This window comes from Ruegeria sp. AF2, from assembly GCF_056542025.1.
Genome location: NZ_JBQFZC010000003.1, coordinates 343,808 through 357,885, shown reverse-complemented (window position 1 = coordinate 357,885; position 14,078 = coordinate 343,808). Strand labels below are relative to the sequence as shown.

Here is a 14,078-nt window from a genome sequence, read left to right as displayed (position 1 = left end):
TATCGGAAGGGTGGACGTGTCCGAACCAGCTTCGATTTCCACTGGCATCGCCGAGCGCTATGCCACCGCGATCTTCGAGATCGCCAAAGAGAATAATGACCTTGCAGGTCTGGAAACCGGAATCAACGATCTGGCAGCAGCATTGGGTGACAGCGCTGAATTGCGCGACCTGATCGCATCGCCTTTGATTTCGCGCGCCGAACAGGAAAGCGCAATCACCGCTGTTGCGGACAAGATGGGCCTGCATGCCATCCTGCGCAATACGCTGGGTCTGATGGCGCAGAAACGTCGTCTGTTCGTTGTACCGCAACTGGTGCAGGTTCTGCGCGACATGCTGGCTGACGAGCGTGGCGAGGTGACCGCCGATGTCGCCTCGGCCAAGGCGCTGACCAAGACCCAAATGGATAAACTGTCCAAGACGCTGTCCGAGCGTGTGGGCAAGACCGTGACAATCAATGCGACCGTTGATGAAAGCCTCATCGGCGGTCTTGTCGTTAAAGTGGGCTCGAAAATGATCGATAGCTCGATCCGTTCGAAGCTGAACTCCCTACAGAATGCAATGAAAGAGGTCGGATAAATGGGAATCCAAGCTGCAGAGATTTCTGCAATCCTGAAGGACCAGATCAAGAATTTTGGTCAGGAAGCCGAAGTGGCCGAGATCGGCCGCGTGCTGAGCGTCGGTGACGGGATTGCCCGTGTATACGGCCTGGACAATGTGCAAGCCGGTGAGATGGTCGAATTCCCCGGCGGCATCATGGGTATGGCGCTGAACCTGGAAAGCGACAACGTCGGTGTTGTTATCTTCGGTTCCGACCGTGACATCAAAGAAGGTGACACTGTTAAGCGCACCAACTCGATCGTGGACGTTCCGATCGGTGACGAGCTGCTGGGCCGCGTTGTTGACGGTCTGGGCAACCCGCTGGACGGCAAAGGCCCGATCAACGCGACCAAGCGTGGCGTTGCAGACGTTAAAGCGCCGGGCATCATTCCGCGTAAATCGGTTCACGAGCCGATGGCAACCGGCCTGAAATCGGTTGACGCAATGATCCCAATCGGCCGTGGCCAGCGTGAGCTGATCATTGGTGACCGTCAGACCGGTAAAACCGCCGTTGCTCTGGACGCGATCCTGAACCAGAAAGTTTACAACGACGCAGCAGGCGACGACGAGTCGAAGAAGCTGTACTGCGTGTACGTTGCGATCGGTCAGAAGCGTTCGACCGTTGCTCAGCTGGTGAAGAAACTGGAAGAGTCCGGTGCGATCGACTACTCGATCGTTGTGGCGGCAACCGCGTCCGACCCGGCTCCGATGCAGTTCCTGGCACCTTACGCCGCGACTGCGATGGCCGAATACTTCCGTGACAACGGCCGCCACGCGCTGATCATCTATGATGACCTGTCGAAGCAGGCTGTGTCCTATCGTCAGATGTCGCTGCTGCTGCGCCGTCCGCCCGGACGTGAAGCCTATCCTGGCGACGTTTTCTACCTCCACTCGCGTCTGTTGGAACGTTCGGCAAAGCTGAACGAAGACTTCGGTGCGGGCTCGCTGACCGCTCTGCCGGTTATTGAAACGCAAGGTGGTGACGTTTCGGCGTTTATTCCGACCAACGTGATCTCGATCACCGACGGCCAGATCTTCCTGGAAACCGAACTGTTCTACCAAGGCATCCGCCCTGCTGTGAACACCGGTCTGTCGGTTTCGCGTGTGGGCTCCTCGGCTCAGACCAACTCGATGAAGTCGGTTGCCGGTCCGGTTAAGCTGGAGCTGGCTCAGTACCGCGAAATGGCTGCCTTTGCGCAGTTTGGTTCTGACCTCGACGCCGCAACCCAGCAGCTGCTGAACCGTGGTGCGCGTCTGACCGAGCTGATGAAACAGCCGCAGTACTCGCCGCTGACCAACGCTGAAATCGTCTGCGTAATCTTCGCCGGCACCAATGGTTACCTCGACAAGATCGACGTGTCCGATGTTGGCCGTTACGAAGCTGGCCTGCTGGCGCACCTGCGTGGCAAGCACGCGGACCTGCTTCAGTGGATCACGGACGAAGATCCCAAGATCAAGGGTGACGCTTCCGACAAGATCAAGGCTGCGCTGGACGAATACGCCGCAACCTTCGCTTAAGGGAGAGGCGGGCATATGCCAAATCTTAAGGACCTTAAAAACAGGATCGAGTCGGTCAAATCGACCCGCAAGATCACCAAGGCCATGCAGATGGTCGCGGCTGCAAAACTGCGTCGCGCCCAGGAATCTGCCGAAGCCTCGCGTCCCTATGCCGAGCGGTTCAATGCCGTGATGGCGGGGCTGGCGGCTTCGGTCGGGGGCAGCGACAGCGCCCCCAAGCTGCTCCGTGGCACGGGTAGTGATGATGTCCATCTGCTGGTTGTCATGACAGCTGAACGCGGCCTGTGTGGCGGCTTCAACTCGAACATCGCCAAACTCGCTCGCCAAAAGGCGGACGAGTTGCGCGCCAAAGGCAAGACGGTCAAGGTTTTGACCGTCGGCAAAAAAGGCCGCGACGCGCTCAAGCGTGATTTTAGCGATCTGTTCGTTGGACATATCGACCTGAGCGAGGTCAAGCGTCTGGGGTATTCCAACGCGCAAGACATCGCCAAGGACGTCCTGTCTCGTTTCGACGGGGGTGAGTTCGACGTTGCCACGATCTTCTACTCGAAGTTCGTCAACGTTGTGACCCAGATCCCGACGGCACAGCAGGTCATCCCCGCCTCGTTCGAAGACGAAGCGACGGGTGACGACAGCGGTGCGGTATTCGACTACGAGCCCAGCGAAGAGGCCATCCTGGCCGACCTGCTGCCCAAGGGGGTTGCCACCGCGATCTTCTCGGCTCTGCTCGAAAACGGAGCGTCTGAACAGGGTGCACGGATGTCCGCAATGGACAACGCGACACGCAACGCGGGTGAGATGATCGACAAGCTGACGATCCAGTTCAACCGCTCGCGTCAGGCCGTGATCACCAACGAGCTGATTGAAATTATTTCCGGCGCCGAAGCGCTGTAAGAAAACCGGAGACGAAACATGGCGAATGCAAAAGGCAAAGTCACACAGATCATCGGGGCCGTCGTCGACGTGCACTTCGAAGATCAGCTGCCTGAAATTCTGAACGCGCTGGAAACGACCAACAACGGCAAGCGCCTGGTGTTGGAAGTTGCACAGCACCTGGGTGAAAACACCGTCCGCACCATCGCGATGGACGCGACCGAAGGTCTGGTCCGCGGCGAAGCGGTAAGCGACACCGGCGCACCGATCTCGGTTCCGGTTGGTAACGCCACCCTGGGTCGCATCCTGAACGTTGTCGGCGAGCCGATCGACGAAAAGGGCGACGTTGAAGCAACTGAAACCCGCGCGATCCACCAGCCCGCACCCGAGTTCGACGAACAGTCGACCGAGTCGGAAATCCTGGTGACCGGCATCAAGGTTGTTGACCTGCTGGCCCCCTACGCCAAAGGCGGTAAGATCGGCCTGTTCGGCGGCGCTGGCGTGGGTAAAACCGTTCTGATCATGGAACTGATCAACAACATCGCAAAAGTTCACTCGGGCTTCTCGGTGTTCGCGGGTGTTGGTGAACGGACCCGTGAAGGGAACGACCTGTACCACGAGATGATCGAATCGAACGTTATTAAGCCGGACAACCTGTCGGAATCTCAGGTGGCCCTGGTTTACGGTCAGATGAACGAACCTCCGGGAGCACGTGCACGTGTCGCTCTGACCGGTCTGACCCTGGCCGAGCAGTTCCGCGACCAGTCCGGTACCGACGTTCTGTTCTTCGTCGACAACATCTTCCGCTTTACGCAGGCGGGCTCCGAGGTTTCGGCTCTACTGGGTCGTATTCCTTCGGCCGTGGGCTACCAGCCGACACTGGCCACCGACATGGGCGCCCTGCAGGAACGCATCACCTCGACCAAGTCGGGCTCGATCACCTCGGTTCAGGCGATCTACGTGCCTGCGGACGACCTTACCGACCCTGCGCCGGCAACCTCGTTTGCTCACTTGGATGCGACCACCGTTCTTAACCGTGCGATCTCGGAAAAGGGTATCTACCCTGCGGTTGACCCGCTCGACTCGACCTCGCGTCTGCTCGACCCGGCCATCGTTGGTGAAGAGCACTACAAGGTTGCGACCGACGTTCAGCAGATCCTTCAGCGCTACAAGTCGCTGCAGGACATCATCGCCATCCTCGGCATGGACGAACTGTCGGAAGAGGACAAACTGACCGTGGCCCGTGCCCGTAAGATCGAACGCTTCCTGTCGCAGCCGTTCGACGTGGCCGAAGTCTTCACCGGTTCGCCGGGCGTTCAGGTTCCTCTGGATGTGACCATCGAGTCGTTCAAAGCGGTTGTCGCTGGCGAATACGATCACCTGCCCGAAGCGGCCTTCCTGATGGTTGGCGGCATCGAAGAAGTGATCGCCAAAGCGGAGAAGATGGCCGCAGAAGCCGCCTAAGGAGTATCCCTGATGGCAAACACGATGCAATTCGACCTCGTTAGCCCCGAGCGGAGCCTTGCTTCGCTCGAGGCCACCGCGGTCCAGATTCCCGGCGCGGACGGGGATATGACGGCAATGCCCGATCATGCCCCCACTATCACCACGCTGCGCCCGGGCATCCTGAAGGTCGAAGCACCCGAAGGGGCCAGTGAATACCTGGTCACCGGCGGGTTTGCTCAGATCAATGGCGATGGCCTGTCGGTTCTGGCCGAAAAGGCCATTCCGGTTGCTGAAGTAACACGTTCGCATCTGGACGATCTGATCGCTGACGCCCGCGCCTCGCACGAGGCGGCCAAGGCCGGTGAAGATCAGACGATCGTCGACGATGCTGCAAAGTTGCTGGCTGACATGGAAGCCCTAGGAACGCATATGAGCCTGTAAGGGTTCATGACATTCTGATCACTTGGAACGGCCCCGTATCCGCGGGGCCGTTTTTTTGTCGTGATTTTGCCATTCGCTGAAGTTAAGCTGCAGGAATTGAACAATAAAAGACGATAGATGAAAAAGTTTCAAACCCATCCCATCGGCATTGATCAGGGCGAGGAGGTCTTGTTTTCCGATTTCGCCGATGGTGGCGTGATGTGGACTGGTGAGGGCCCGCGTGAGCGTCGCGTAAGCATCCGTTTTTCAGAAGTGTTCCGCTCTGAGCCAATCGTCCAGATAGGCGTGGTGCTTTGGGATGTGGATACGTCTTCCGCTTTACGGGCTGAAGTTCAGGCCGAAGATATAACGCCGGAAGGATTCAATGCGGTGTTTCGCACCTGGTCTGATACGCGTATCGCCAGAATTCGGGTGAATTGGACCGCAATTGGAGATGTTTCGCATGAAGACGATTGGGATATCTCGTGAAGCAGGCCTGTTCGTGAGATAAGATTGCGCACCTTCGCGCGTCGTCCCATAAAGAAGACTGTCCACCCCAAATAGCGGCTAACGCAACCGGAGGATCTTACAGGTGTTTGCACGAGATCATATCGAATACGAGGCCCTGGATCTTCCGGATCGTATGGACTTGTCTGATGAAGAAATGCTGGCCGAAGCGCGAGCGTTCTACAACAAGATGAAACGCCGCCATACCGTGCGTGACTATTCGGACCGGCCCGTCGAGCGCACGGTCATCGAAGAGTGCATTCGCGCAGCCGGAACAGCGCCTTCAGGAGCCAATCATCAGCCCTGGCACTTTGTGGCAATCTCGAACCCTGAGATGAAGCGCCGTATTCGGGAAGAAGCGGAAGCTGAAGAGCGCAGGTTTTATGAAGGCGGTGCCGGGGATGAATGGCTGAAGGCGCTTGAACCAATCGGGACTAACGATCAGAAGCCGCATCTGGAAGGCGCACCCTGGCTGATAGTGATTTTCGCCCAACGTTGGGGTCAATTCGATGATGGAGATCGGTTCAAAAACTACTACGTGCCTGAAAGCACGGGCATTGCCACGGGCTTTTTGTTGACGGCGCTGCACCATGCAGGGCTGGTATCGCTGACCCACACACCCAACCCGATGAAATTCCTGAATAAACTGCTAAACCGCCCTGATCATGAAAAACCTATTATGATCGTAGCTGTAGGCCACCCGCAAGACGACGCGAAGGTGCCAAAAGTTGCAAAGATGAAAAAACCGTTGGAAGAAATCATGACGGTCGCCGAATAGGCAGGCCGTCATGAATTCAGAATCTATGGTAGTCAGCAGTTTTTCGATCAATCCATATGATAAAGTGACTCGTAGATCGGCGTAAGTGTCTTGTCTTCGAACAGCGATGATACACTTGTGCCGTTCCAAATGTTCAGGATCGCCTGCGTAAAGATCGGCGCGGTGGGCACGATGCGGATGTTGGCGGCCTTGTTGATCTCAGCCGTAGGCTGGATCGTGTCCGATAGGACCAGAGATTTCATCACCGAATTGGTCACACGTTCAACCGCCGGTCCACTCATGACACCGTGGGTGATGTAAGAGTGTACTTCCTTGGCGCCGTTATCCATCAGCACCTGGGCAGCTTTGCACAGAGTGCCAGCGGTATCGCAAATGTCATCGACAATCAGGCAGATTTTGTCTTTCACGTCACCAATGACCGTCATCTCGGCCACTTCGCCTGCCTTTTCGCGGCGTTTGTCAACGATCGAAAGGGGCGCATTGATGCGTTTGGCCAATTCACGGGCACGTGCAACACCGCCGACATCCGGCGAGACCACCATCAGGTCGTCCATCTGATCCTTGAATTGTTTCTTCACATCCAGGGCAAAGATCGGAGAGGCATATAGGTTGTCCACCGGCATGTCGAAAAAGCCCTGAATCTGGGCTGCGTGCAGATCCATGGTTAGAATCCGTTCGATACCCGCACCAGTCAGCATGTTTGCCACCAGCTTGGCGCTGATTGGTGTGCGCGCCTTGGTGCGGCGGTCCTGACGGGCGTACCCGAAATACGGAATGACAGCGGTGATCCGGGCTGCGGATGAACGGCGCAGCGCATCTGCGATGATCAGCAGCTCCATCAGATTGTCATTGGCGGGGTTCGAGGTTGGTTGAACGATAAACATATCCTCACCACGCACATTCTCGAAAACCTCGACGAAAATCTCTCCGTCGTTGAACCGTTCGACCCGAGCATCGACCAGCCCCTGGTCAACGCCGCGATGCAGGCTCATGCGACGTGCAATGGTTTCGGCAAGCGGAAGATTGGCGTTCCCAGCGATAAGCTTGGGTTCGTGAAGTGTCGGCATCGGCTGATTTTCCCCGGGCAGCAGTGGCAATGTGACAGATTCGTGATGTTGACACCGCTTAGCATGGGTCTACCGTCCCGCAAAGATAACGCAGCGGAGAAAGTGAACATGGCCCAGATTGACTACTTTTTTGCGACACTCTCGCCCTATTCCTATCTGGCGGGAATGCGCCTTGAAGAGATCGCGGCAAAACACGGTGCGACGATCAACTATAAACCATTGGATATTGTTGCCCTGTTCGGCCGGACAGGTGGAACGCCACCAAAAGACCGACATATATCTCGCATCGAATACCGCGCGCAGGAATTGGTGCGCCAAGCGCGCAATCTGGATATGCCGTTGAACCTGCAGCCTGCGCACTGGCCGACGAACATGGCACCGTCCTCTTACGCTGTGATCGCAGCAGTACAGGATGGATCAGGTGACGTGGGTAAACTTTGCCATTCCTTCTTGCGTGCCTGCTGGGCAGAAGAAAAGGACATCTCTGATGATGGCGTGATCCGGGATTGCTTGGAACAGGCAGGATTTAATCCAAATCTAGCTGATAGTGGCCTGTTGGTAGGTGCGGAAACCTACGCCGCAAATCTGGAAGAAGCCGTGGACCGGGGTGTTTTCGGGGCACCATTTTACATCACACCAGACGATCAGAGGTTCTGGGGACAGGACCGTCTTGATGATCTGGACAAGCATCTGGCTGAGATGAGATAGCCGGGGCAGGGAGGCACGGCTACAAGAGGTTCAGAAACCGATCGATCTGGTCGGTTTCGATGGACCAGTCACAGACAAGGCGGCAGGCCAGCATCTCGTCTTCGTCCTCACCGTCCAACGTATCGCCCCACAGGTGATAGACGGCGCCGGCCTCGTGCAGGCGCTTGTGTTGGCTGCGGGGAAAGCTTGCGAAAATCATGTTTGCCTGGGGTTCATGCAGGAATTCTGCCCCGACTGCCCGCAGACCATCCGCCAATCGCGCGCAATTGGCATTCGCTTTGCGAGCTGATTTCAGCCACAGGTCATCCTGCAGATAAGCAGCCATCTGGGCCGACAGATAACGGTGCTTGGAAAACAGGTGCGCCCCGCGCTTGCGCCGCAGCTCGAACTCCCAAGCTTTGCTTTCGTCGAAGAAGATTACGGCCTCGACACCCATCAGCCCGTTTTTGGTGCCGCCAAAGCTGACTGCGTCAACACCAGATTTCCACGTCATCTCTGCCGGTGAGCAATTCAAAGCGACCAGAGCGTTAGTGAAGCGTGCACCATCCATATGCACCGGCAACCCATACTTCTTGGCAACGCCACACAAGGCTTGAAGTTCGGCAAGCGAGTAAACCGAGCCACGCTCGGTCACCTGAGTGATCGAGACAGGCCCGCGCTGCGGACCATGCACGCCGCGGGTTTCTTCCCCCTCAATGGACTTGGTCAATGCTTCGGGGGTCATCTTGTCGCCACCCGGCACCAGAGTCAGTTTCGCGCCGGTGTAGAATTCGGGGGCATTGCACTCATCCTCATGGATATGAGCAACGGGTGAACAGAACACGGTTTCCCACGGCTTGCTCAGCGTTGCCAACGCCAGTGAATTAGCGGCCGTTCCCGTAGCGACCAGATAAACTGCCGCACCCGGTGCTTCGAAAATGCCGCGGATTTGGTCGCGCACTTCGTTCATCAAGGTGTCGGCGCCATAAGCCATCTGATAGCCCTGATTGGCTTCGGCCAATGCGGCCAGAACTTCGGGATGAACAGGCCCGGAATTATCAGAGGCAAAATGCATTAATTCGGCTCCTCGATGATGTAGTCTTCCCACTCTTCCATGGGCGTTTCGAATTCAGATACGGTTCGCCGCTGCACGGAGACTCCGGCGGTGTGAACGCTTTCAGGCGTACCTGATAGCAAAGGGTGCCAGTCGTAAAGCGGTTTGCCTTCCCAGAGCAGTCGATAGGCGCAAGTCTGGGGCAGCCAATAGGCATGGTTGTCGATGTTATCGGGTGTCATGACGATGCATTCGGGCACGAATTGGTGGCGGATATCATATTGGGTGCACCGGCAAGTTTCGTCATCCAGCAGGCGACAGGCAACACAGGTCAATGCGACCTCGCCCGTATCTTCGTCTTCCAGCTTGTTCAGACAGCATTTGCCGCAACCATCACACAGTGCCTCCCACTCACGCTGGTTCATCTTGCGCAGCGGCTTGCGTTCCCAGAATCGGGGCGCGAGGCCAGCTCGATCGATTGGATCCGTAGTCATGTACTGGCCAGTATCTCTCGGGCGCGCGCGCAATCGGCATCCATCTGCGAGATCAACCCGTCGAGACCGTCGAATGTCATTTCGGGCCGCAGATAGTCGACCAGACCAACGGACAGCGTGGCACCGTAAAGATCACCTGAGAAATTGAACAGAAATGTCTCGATGTTAGGAACCTCGCCTTGGAACATGGGCCGGGTCCCGACCGATGCCGCCCCGTGATAGCTGCCCTGATGCGGGCCATCCAGGACGTCGACCAAAACTGCATAAACGCCGAATCTTGGAGGGTGCAGTCCTTCGATCGACATATTGGCTGTCGGGTACCCCAACTCTCGTCCGCGTTGCTCGCCTCCGACGACCTCACCCTCAATCCGGTGCCAGTGCCCCAGCATTGTTGCCGCATCGCGCGGGCGCCCCTCTGACAGAGCTGTCCGGATCGCAGTCGACGAAACCACATTCTCGGTGCGCTCCAACAGGGGCGCGATTGTCACACCGAACCCCATCTCTTCGCCAAAGCGAACCAGGTCCTGAGGGTTACCGCTGCGCCCTTTGCCAAAACAAAAATCGGCACCCACGACAACATGAGAAAGCCCCAGACCATCGCATATGACATTTCTCGCAAAAGCTTCGGGCGTCATACCCGCGAGCGTTGAATTAAAAGGCAGTTCATAAAGCTTCTGCACGCCGAGTTTTTCCAGCCGGTGCGCGCGTGCATTGCCGCGCATCAGACGAAAGGGCGGTGCCTCTGGGGAAAAATACTCTCGTGGATGCGGCTCAAATGTCATGACCCCCAGCGGCGCGTTCAATTCAGCATTGCGCGCCAACTCGATGACGGATTGATGGCCAAGATGAACACCGTCAAAGTTCCCGATGGCGACACTTGCGCCTCGGTCTTCTGGTTCAACAAACTGGAAGTCCCGGATGATATGCATGCGGCTTGCCTAGCGGGACTGCCCGTCAGGTTCAAGCCGCAGTTCGGTTAAGGTGGATTATCAGTCGAACTTGCGGCTCGGAGCCAGCACCATGGCCTCACCCACCAGCACTTTCTTTCCGTCAACTGCGCAGTGGCAATCCAGCTTAACCCGGCGTTTGGCGAAATCGATATCGATCACCTTGACCTCGGCATAAACCATGTCGCCCGGACGCACCGGCGCCAGAAATTTAAGCGATTGTCCCATGTACACGGTTCCATGTCCGGGCAGCTGCTCTCCGATAACCGCAGAGATCAGGCCAGCGGTCAGCATGCCATGCGCAATACGTCCTTCGAAAATCGTATCGCGGGCATAGTCATCATCCAGATGAACCGGATTCCGGTCGGTCGATACTTGAGCGAACATCTCGATATCTTCATCGGTCACGACTTTGCGCAAGTGCCGTGACATGCCCATTTCGATGTCTTCGATGCAAATCGTTCCGCGCGGAAGGTTGTCCAACATGCTGCCCTCATTCGAGATCGAAAGAGCAACAAAAGACCATCATCTGCCGCTCGTCGGCAACTTTATTACTTCGCAGTTGCAGAAAATCAAGTCTTTTTTGCTATCTCAGGCGACCAATCGAATAGGTTGGATTGATCTGTTCCTTCTCGTTATGAGCTTTCAACGCGTCTTCGTCTGGATGATGTGATGTTTTGGTTTCTGCGGCTGCCAAACCGCCGGTGATGAAGAGGGTATCAATGCCTTCCCCCATGCCTCCAGCGATATCTGTTTGCGGCCCGTCCCCTATGGCAAGTATTTCAGAATCCGACACATCAACCCCAATCGCCTGCAACCTGCGCCGGGCCAGATCGTAGATCGGCGGGTGTGGCTTACCGAAATATAGGCTTTCACCACCCATCTCGGTATAAAGTCGGGCCAAAGCACCTGCGCACCATTCGCGCGTTTCGCCTCGGTCCACCACGATGTCCGGATTTGCGCAGAGCAGTTTCATCCCTTTCTGCTTGGCATAAAGAAAGTCGGGCCGGTTCACATCTGGGTCCGCCATCGGGTCGAACGGGCCGCAACACACGATGCCTTCGGCCGCGTCCAGCGGAACGCGTTCAATGTGGATCGGATGATCCAGCAGTTTCAGGGGTTCAAAAAAACCGGCATCCCGCTGCCATTCCCCCATGAAGTAGACTTTTTCGCCAATCGCCCCGCGAAACATCGCTGAACGCGCCGAATCACCGCTGGTTGCAATCGTGTCATAGGAATCTGCCGGCACATTGAAATGTAAAAGCTGCTCGGCAACCCCGGCCCGAGGCTTGGGGGAATTGGTTACAAGAACCACCGTGCCACCACGTTGACGATAAGCTTGCAGTGCCGCGACAGCCTCTGGGTAGGCAGTTATCCCATTATGAACGCAACCCCACAAATCAACAAACAGCGCTTTGTAGCGGTCAGAGATTTCAGCGAGTGAAGAAACGATCTGGGTCATGGCGCGCCTCGTGCAGCAGGGAATGCGAGATGTCAAAGCCTATGGCAGAGCGTGGCGCAATTGGCCAGAGTTGCAGCCCAAGGCGGAGCGGCCGAAATCAACCCCCCTTGTTCATCTGGCCAAAAATATCTCGGAGCACGAGGCAGAGCCTCGCAAAAAAAAGCGCCCGGTTTCGGGCGCCTTTGATGATCTAAATTCAAACCTTGAGGTTCGGAATGATCTGCTTTTTCCGGCTCATCACGCCGGGCAACACAACCGCGTCACCGTCCACGGTTGCGCCAAAGCTCTTCTCAGCGACGCTTTTCACCAGATCATTTGGAACCAATAGCGTCGCTTCTTCGTTCAAAATATCGACCACGAACAGCAACACCTGATCAACGCCGTCTTCCTTGGCCACATCAGCCATCGAGCTTACGATGCTGTCCTTGCGATCCAGCACGACACCGGGGGCAGTGGTTTCCAGAACCGAGACCCGGAACTTGGTGCCGTCGACTTCGTATTCTTTGCTGTCCATGCGGATCAGTTCGGCGTCCGAGAATGACGATACATCCGATTTTGCTGCAAACATGTCGGCGGCGTAGGCCGAGACATCCAGACCAAGTTCAGCCGCCAGTTTCTCAGCCACGGCGCGGTCGTGCGCGGTGGTTGTGGGTGAGCGGAATTCCAGTGTGTCCGACAGGATGCAGGTCAGCGCGGCACCTTTGATCGCGTCGGGCATCTTGGCGGCGTCGTCACCCATCAGGTCGACCATGATGGTTGCCGTGCAGGCCAGCGGGCGCACAGTGATGTCGATGGGGCCTTTGGTTTCAAGCCCGCCAACCAGTTTGTGGTGGTCGATTATGGCGCGGATATCGGCGCTGTTGATGCTGGCGGGCAGCTCGGCCGGATTGTTGGTGTCGACGATGACAACCGGTGCATCCTCGGCCACGTCCTCGATGATTTGCGGCTTGGGCAGGTCCCAACGCTCAAGCATAAAGGCGGCTTCGGTGTTGGGTTCGCCTAGCAAAACGGGCTGTGCCTGTTCACCTTTCACTTCGTTCAGATACCATGACCACAGGATTGGAGAGCCGGTGGAATCGGTGTCGGGAGATTTGTGGCCAAAAACTAGCGTTGTCATGTCTCGTGTCCTGAAGAATATGGATTTGCGCGCCTTATAGGGTGGTCAAACACGGTTGTCACCCGGAAGCAAACTTGCTGCGACCCTTGGTCTGAAAACCTAGAATTCAGCGCGTTCCAGTGTATATCCGGCTTGCTGTAGCTGGTTCAGTAAGCCGTAGTCGTTGCTCAGATGTCCGGCCCCGACAGCGATCACCGCGGTCTGATCCTTCAGGTCCAGAATCTTTTCCATCCAGTTGGCGTTGCGTTGCACCAGAAGCTGATCCTCGAACCCTTTCCATTCGGCGTTAAACTCTTCTGGTGTCATCCCTGAAGCTTCGAGTCCCTGAATTTTCGCAAGCTCAATGATCGCGGCGTGCTGCTCTTCGATATAGGCGTTCGCCATCGTGATCATTTGGTCGTCCCCGGCCTGCAGCGCCCCAGCGAGCCTGGTCAGTGAGGCCACTTGTTCCTCTAAAGAATGGCTGTCGAACATGGCGATCAGATCCTCGATCCGCTCTAGCGAATACTGGGGTATCCCGTGTTGTTCGGCCAGTTCCGTCAGGCGCGTGTCCATGCCGCGATCAAAGTCTGGGGTATTCATCAGGCAAGGCGGAATGCCCAACATCATGCTTAGAAACCAGGGGCGCATCTTGGCGGCCATCCAGGCGGGAATGCCACGCTCGGCCAGAGTCGCGGACAGCGCTGTCCAATCTTCTTCCGACATCAGATCAATCAAAGTGGGGCCGGACGTAATCAGGACCGGGCTGAAATCATCGGCCAGATCTTTTTCGAACGCGTCCATTTCGTCCTGTGTGACCTCGAAGAAAAACGCGTCGGCCTGACTCAGAACTGGCTCCAAGCGCTCGACCACGGGTGCCATGCGGGGGTCGCTGGTGTGGAGGGTGCCGATCAGGTGCAAGACGGTCCCGTCTTTTGTCGCGATCCAGTGGTTGCCCTCCGGAAACGGAATGTCACTGATTGTCTTCTCGAGATCAGCTTGACTTTCGGCCGACAGGTCAAGCCTAAGATCTCTCCCTTCGCAGGCCGCATGGGCGGTAATCGGAAGCAAAAGGCCGAGACAAAAGCTGAGCAAGCGCATATGGAACCTTCCGGAAATGGCGAATATGAC

The 14,078-nt window shown here is 56.7% G+C and carries 16 protein-coding genes; 8 read left to right on the top strand and 8 right to left on the bottom strand.

All coding sequences use genetic code 11. From position 1 onward, the window contains the following. The first annotated feature begins 16 nt into the window (after nucleotides 1-16). The 7 genes from ACR0NM_RS12525 (at nucleotide 17) to ACR0NM_RS12495 (ending at nucleotide 6,140) form a co-directional block, all read left to right on the top strand. Complete coding sequence (locus ACR0NM_RS12525; protein ID WP_480614981.1) at nucleotides 17-577, top strand: F0F1 ATP synthase subunit delta; 561 nt, start codon at nucleotides 17-19, stop codon at nucleotides 575-577. Then, entirely contained in the window at nucleotides 578-2,116 is a 1,539-nt protein-coding gene (gene atpA / locus ACR0NM_RS12520) for a F0F1 ATP synthase subunit alpha (RefSeq protein ID WP_170392443.1), read from the top strand. A gap of 15 nt (nucleotides 2,117-2,131) precedes the next feature. Further along, nucleotides 2,132-3,010 (top strand): F0F1 ATP synthase subunit gamma, encoded by an 879-nt coding sequence (locus tag ACR0NM_RS12515; protein ID WP_170392441.1) that lies wholly within the window; start codon nucleotides 2,132-2,134, stop codon nucleotides 3,008-3,010. An 18-nt stretch (nucleotides 3,011-3,028) separates the two neighbouring features. Continuing rightward, nucleotides 3,029-4,453 (top strand): F0F1 ATP synthase subunit beta, encoded by a 1,425-nt coding sequence (atpD, locus tag ACR0NM_RS12510; RefSeq protein ID WP_170423135.1) that lies wholly within the window; start codon nucleotides 3,029-3,031, stop codon nucleotides 4,451-4,453. A 12-nt stretch (nucleotides 4,454-4,465) separates the two neighbouring features. After that, nucleotides 4,466-4,876 (top strand): F0F1 ATP synthase subunit epsilon, encoded by a 411-nt coding sequence (locus ACR0NM_RS12505; RefSeq protein WP_480614979.1) that lies wholly within the window; start codon nucleotides 4,466-4,468, stop codon nucleotides 4,874-4,876. 117 nt (nucleotides 4,877-4,993) lie between these two features. After that, nucleotides 4,994-5,344, top strand: coding sequence for an H-type lectin domain-containing protein (locus ACR0NM_RS12500; protein WP_480614977.1), 351 nt, complete (start codon nucleotides 4,994-4,996; stop codon nucleotides 5,342-5,344). Between the two features lie 103 nt (nucleotides 5,345-5,447). Continuing rightward, the gene (locus ACR0NM_RS12495; RefSeq protein ID WP_480614975.1) at nucleotides 5,448-6,140 is read left to right on the top strand and encodes a nitroreductase family protein; all 693 of its coding nucleotides are present in this window, start codon (nucleotides 5,448-5,450) and stop codon (nucleotides 6,138-6,140) included. Between the two features lie 47 nt (nucleotides 6,141-6,187). On the opposite strand, the gene ACR0NM_RS12490 is transcribed toward ACR0NM_RS12495, so the two are convergent. After that, nucleotides 6,188-7,207, bottom strand: a complete 1,020-nt coding sequence (locus tag ACR0NM_RS12490) for a ribose-phosphate pyrophosphokinase (protein WP_170392433.1) — start codon at nucleotides 7,205-7,207, stop codon at nucleotides 6,188-6,190. Nucleotides 7,208-7,315: 108 nt separating this feature from the next. Between ACR0NM_RS12490 and ACR0NM_RS12485 the strand changes: the two genes are divergently transcribed. Continuing rightward, nucleotides 7,316-7,915, top strand: a complete 600-nt coding sequence (locus ACR0NM_RS12485) for a DsbA family protein (protein WP_480614973.1) — start codon at nucleotides 7,316-7,318, stop codon at nucleotides 7,913-7,915. Nucleotides 7,916-7,934: 19 nt separating this feature from the next. Here the strand turns inward: ACR0NM_RS12485 and ACR0NM_RS12480 are convergent, their stop codons facing one another. From ACR0NM_RS12480 to ACR0NM_RS12450, 7 genes are all read right to left on the bottom strand, one after another. Further along, the gene (locus tag ACR0NM_RS12480) at nucleotides 7,935-8,969 is read right to left on the bottom strand and encodes a threonine aldolase family protein (protein WP_170392428.1); all 1,035 of its coding nucleotides are present in this window, start codon (nucleotides 8,967-8,969) and stop codon (nucleotides 7,935-7,937) included. After that, nucleotides 8,969-9,442 (bottom strand): YcgN family cysteine cluster protein, encoded by a 474-nt coding sequence (locus ACR0NM_RS12475; protein ID WP_170512517.1) that lies wholly within the window; start codon nucleotides 9,440-9,442, stop codon nucleotides 8,969-8,971. Before ACR0NM_RS12475 ends, ACR0NM_RS12480 begins: the two co-directional genes overlap by 1 nt. Further along, nucleotides 9,439-10,371 carry a bifunctional riboflavin kinase/FAD synthetase gene (locus ACR0NM_RS12470; protein ID WP_170392424.1) on the bottom strand — a complete coding sequence of 311 codons (933 nt, stop codon included), beginning with the start codon at nucleotides 10,369-10,371 and terminating at the stop codon, nucleotides 9,439-9,441. Before ACR0NM_RS12470 ends, ACR0NM_RS12475 begins: the two co-directional genes overlap by 4 nt. Nucleotides 10,372-10,431: 60 nt before the next feature. Next, nucleotides 10,432-10,875 carry a MaoC family dehydratase gene (locus ACR0NM_RS12465; protein WP_074736482.1) on the bottom strand — a complete coding sequence of 148 codons (444 nt, stop codon included), beginning with the start codon at nucleotides 10,873-10,875 and terminating at the stop codon, nucleotides 10,432-10,434. A 100-nt stretch (nucleotides 10,876-10,975) separates the two neighbouring features. Further along, nucleotides 10,976-11,851, bottom strand: coding sequence for a TIGR01459 family HAD-type hydrolase (locus tag ACR0NM_RS12460; RefSeq protein WP_170392423.1), 876 nt, complete (start codon nucleotides 11,849-11,851; stop codon nucleotides 10,976-10,978). Between the two features lie 196 nt (nucleotides 11,852-12,047). Next, nucleotides 12,048-12,968, bottom strand: coding sequence for a manganese-dependent inorganic pyrophosphatase (locus tag ACR0NM_RS12455; protein ID WP_170420563.1), 921 nt, complete (start codon nucleotides 12,966-12,968; stop codon nucleotides 12,048-12,050). A 99-nt stretch (nucleotides 12,969-13,067) separates the two neighbouring features. Next, nucleotides 13,068-14,048: a TraB/GumN family protein gene (locus ACR0NM_RS12450; protein ID WP_170392419.1), complete on the bottom strand. Its 981-nt coding sequence runs from the start codon at nucleotides 14,046-14,048 to the stop codon at nucleotides 13,068-13,070. Nucleotides 14,049-14,078 lie beyond the last annotated feature (30 nt).

Excerpts from the sequence above, each read along its gene's own strand:
- ACR0NM_RS12515 (WP_170392441.1), top strand. The coding sequence starts at position 2,132 with ATGCCAAATCTTAAGGACCTTAAAAACAGGATCGAGTCGGTCAAATCG.
- ACR0NM_RS12505 (WP_480614979.1), top strand. The coding sequence starts at position 4,466 with ATGGCAAACACGATGCAATTCGACCTCGTTAGCCCCGAGCGGAGCCTT.
- atpD (WP_170423135.1), top strand. The coding sequence starts at position 3,029 with ATGGCGAATGCAAAAGGCAAAGTCACACAGATCATCGGGGCCGTCGTC.
- ACR0NM_RS12490 (WP_170392433.1), bottom strand. The coding sequence starts at position 7,207 with ATGCCGACACTTCACGAACCCAAGCTTATCGCTGGGAACGCCAATCTT.
- ACR0NM_RS12475 (WP_170512517.1), bottom strand. The coding sequence starts at position 9,442 with ATGACTACGGATCCAATCGATCGAGCTGGCCTCGCGCCCCGATTCTGG.
- atpA (WP_170392443.1), top strand. The coding sequence starts at position 578 with ATGGGAATCCAAGCTGCAGAGATTTCTGCAATCCTGAAGGACCAGATC.
- ACR0NM_RS12455 (WP_170420563.1), bottom strand. The coding sequence starts at position 12,968 with ATGACAACGCTAGTTTTTGGCCACAAATCTCCCGACACCGATTCCACC.
- ACR0NM_RS12500 (WP_480614977.1), top strand. The coding sequence starts at position 4,994 with ATGAAAAAGTTTCAAACCCATCCCATCGGCATTGATCAGGGCGAGGAG.
- ACR0NM_RS12450 (WP_170392419.1), bottom strand. The coding sequence starts at position 14,048 with ATGCGCTTGCTCAGCTTTTGTCTCGGCCTTTTGCTTCCGATTACCGCC.
- ACR0NM_RS12465 (WP_074736482.1), bottom strand. The coding sequence starts at position 10,875 with ATGTTGGACAACCTTCCGCGCGGAACGATTTGCATCGAAGACATCGAA.
- ACR0NM_RS12485 (WP_480614973.1), top strand. The coding sequence starts at position 7,316 with ATGGCCCAGATTGACTACTTTTTTGCGACACTCTCGCCCTATTCCTAT.
- ACR0NM_RS12460 (WP_170392423.1), bottom strand. The coding sequence starts at position 11,851 with ATGACCCAGATCGTTTCTTCACTCGCTGAAATCTCTGACCGCTACAAA.
- ACR0NM_RS12480 (WP_170392428.1), bottom strand. The coding sequence starts at position 8,969 with ATGCATTTTGCCTCTGATAATTCCGGGCCTGTTCATCCCGAAGTTCTG.
- ACR0NM_RS12470 (WP_170392424.1), bottom strand. The coding sequence starts at position 10,371 with ATGCATATCATCCGGGACTTCCAGTTTGTTGAACCAGAAGACCGAGGC.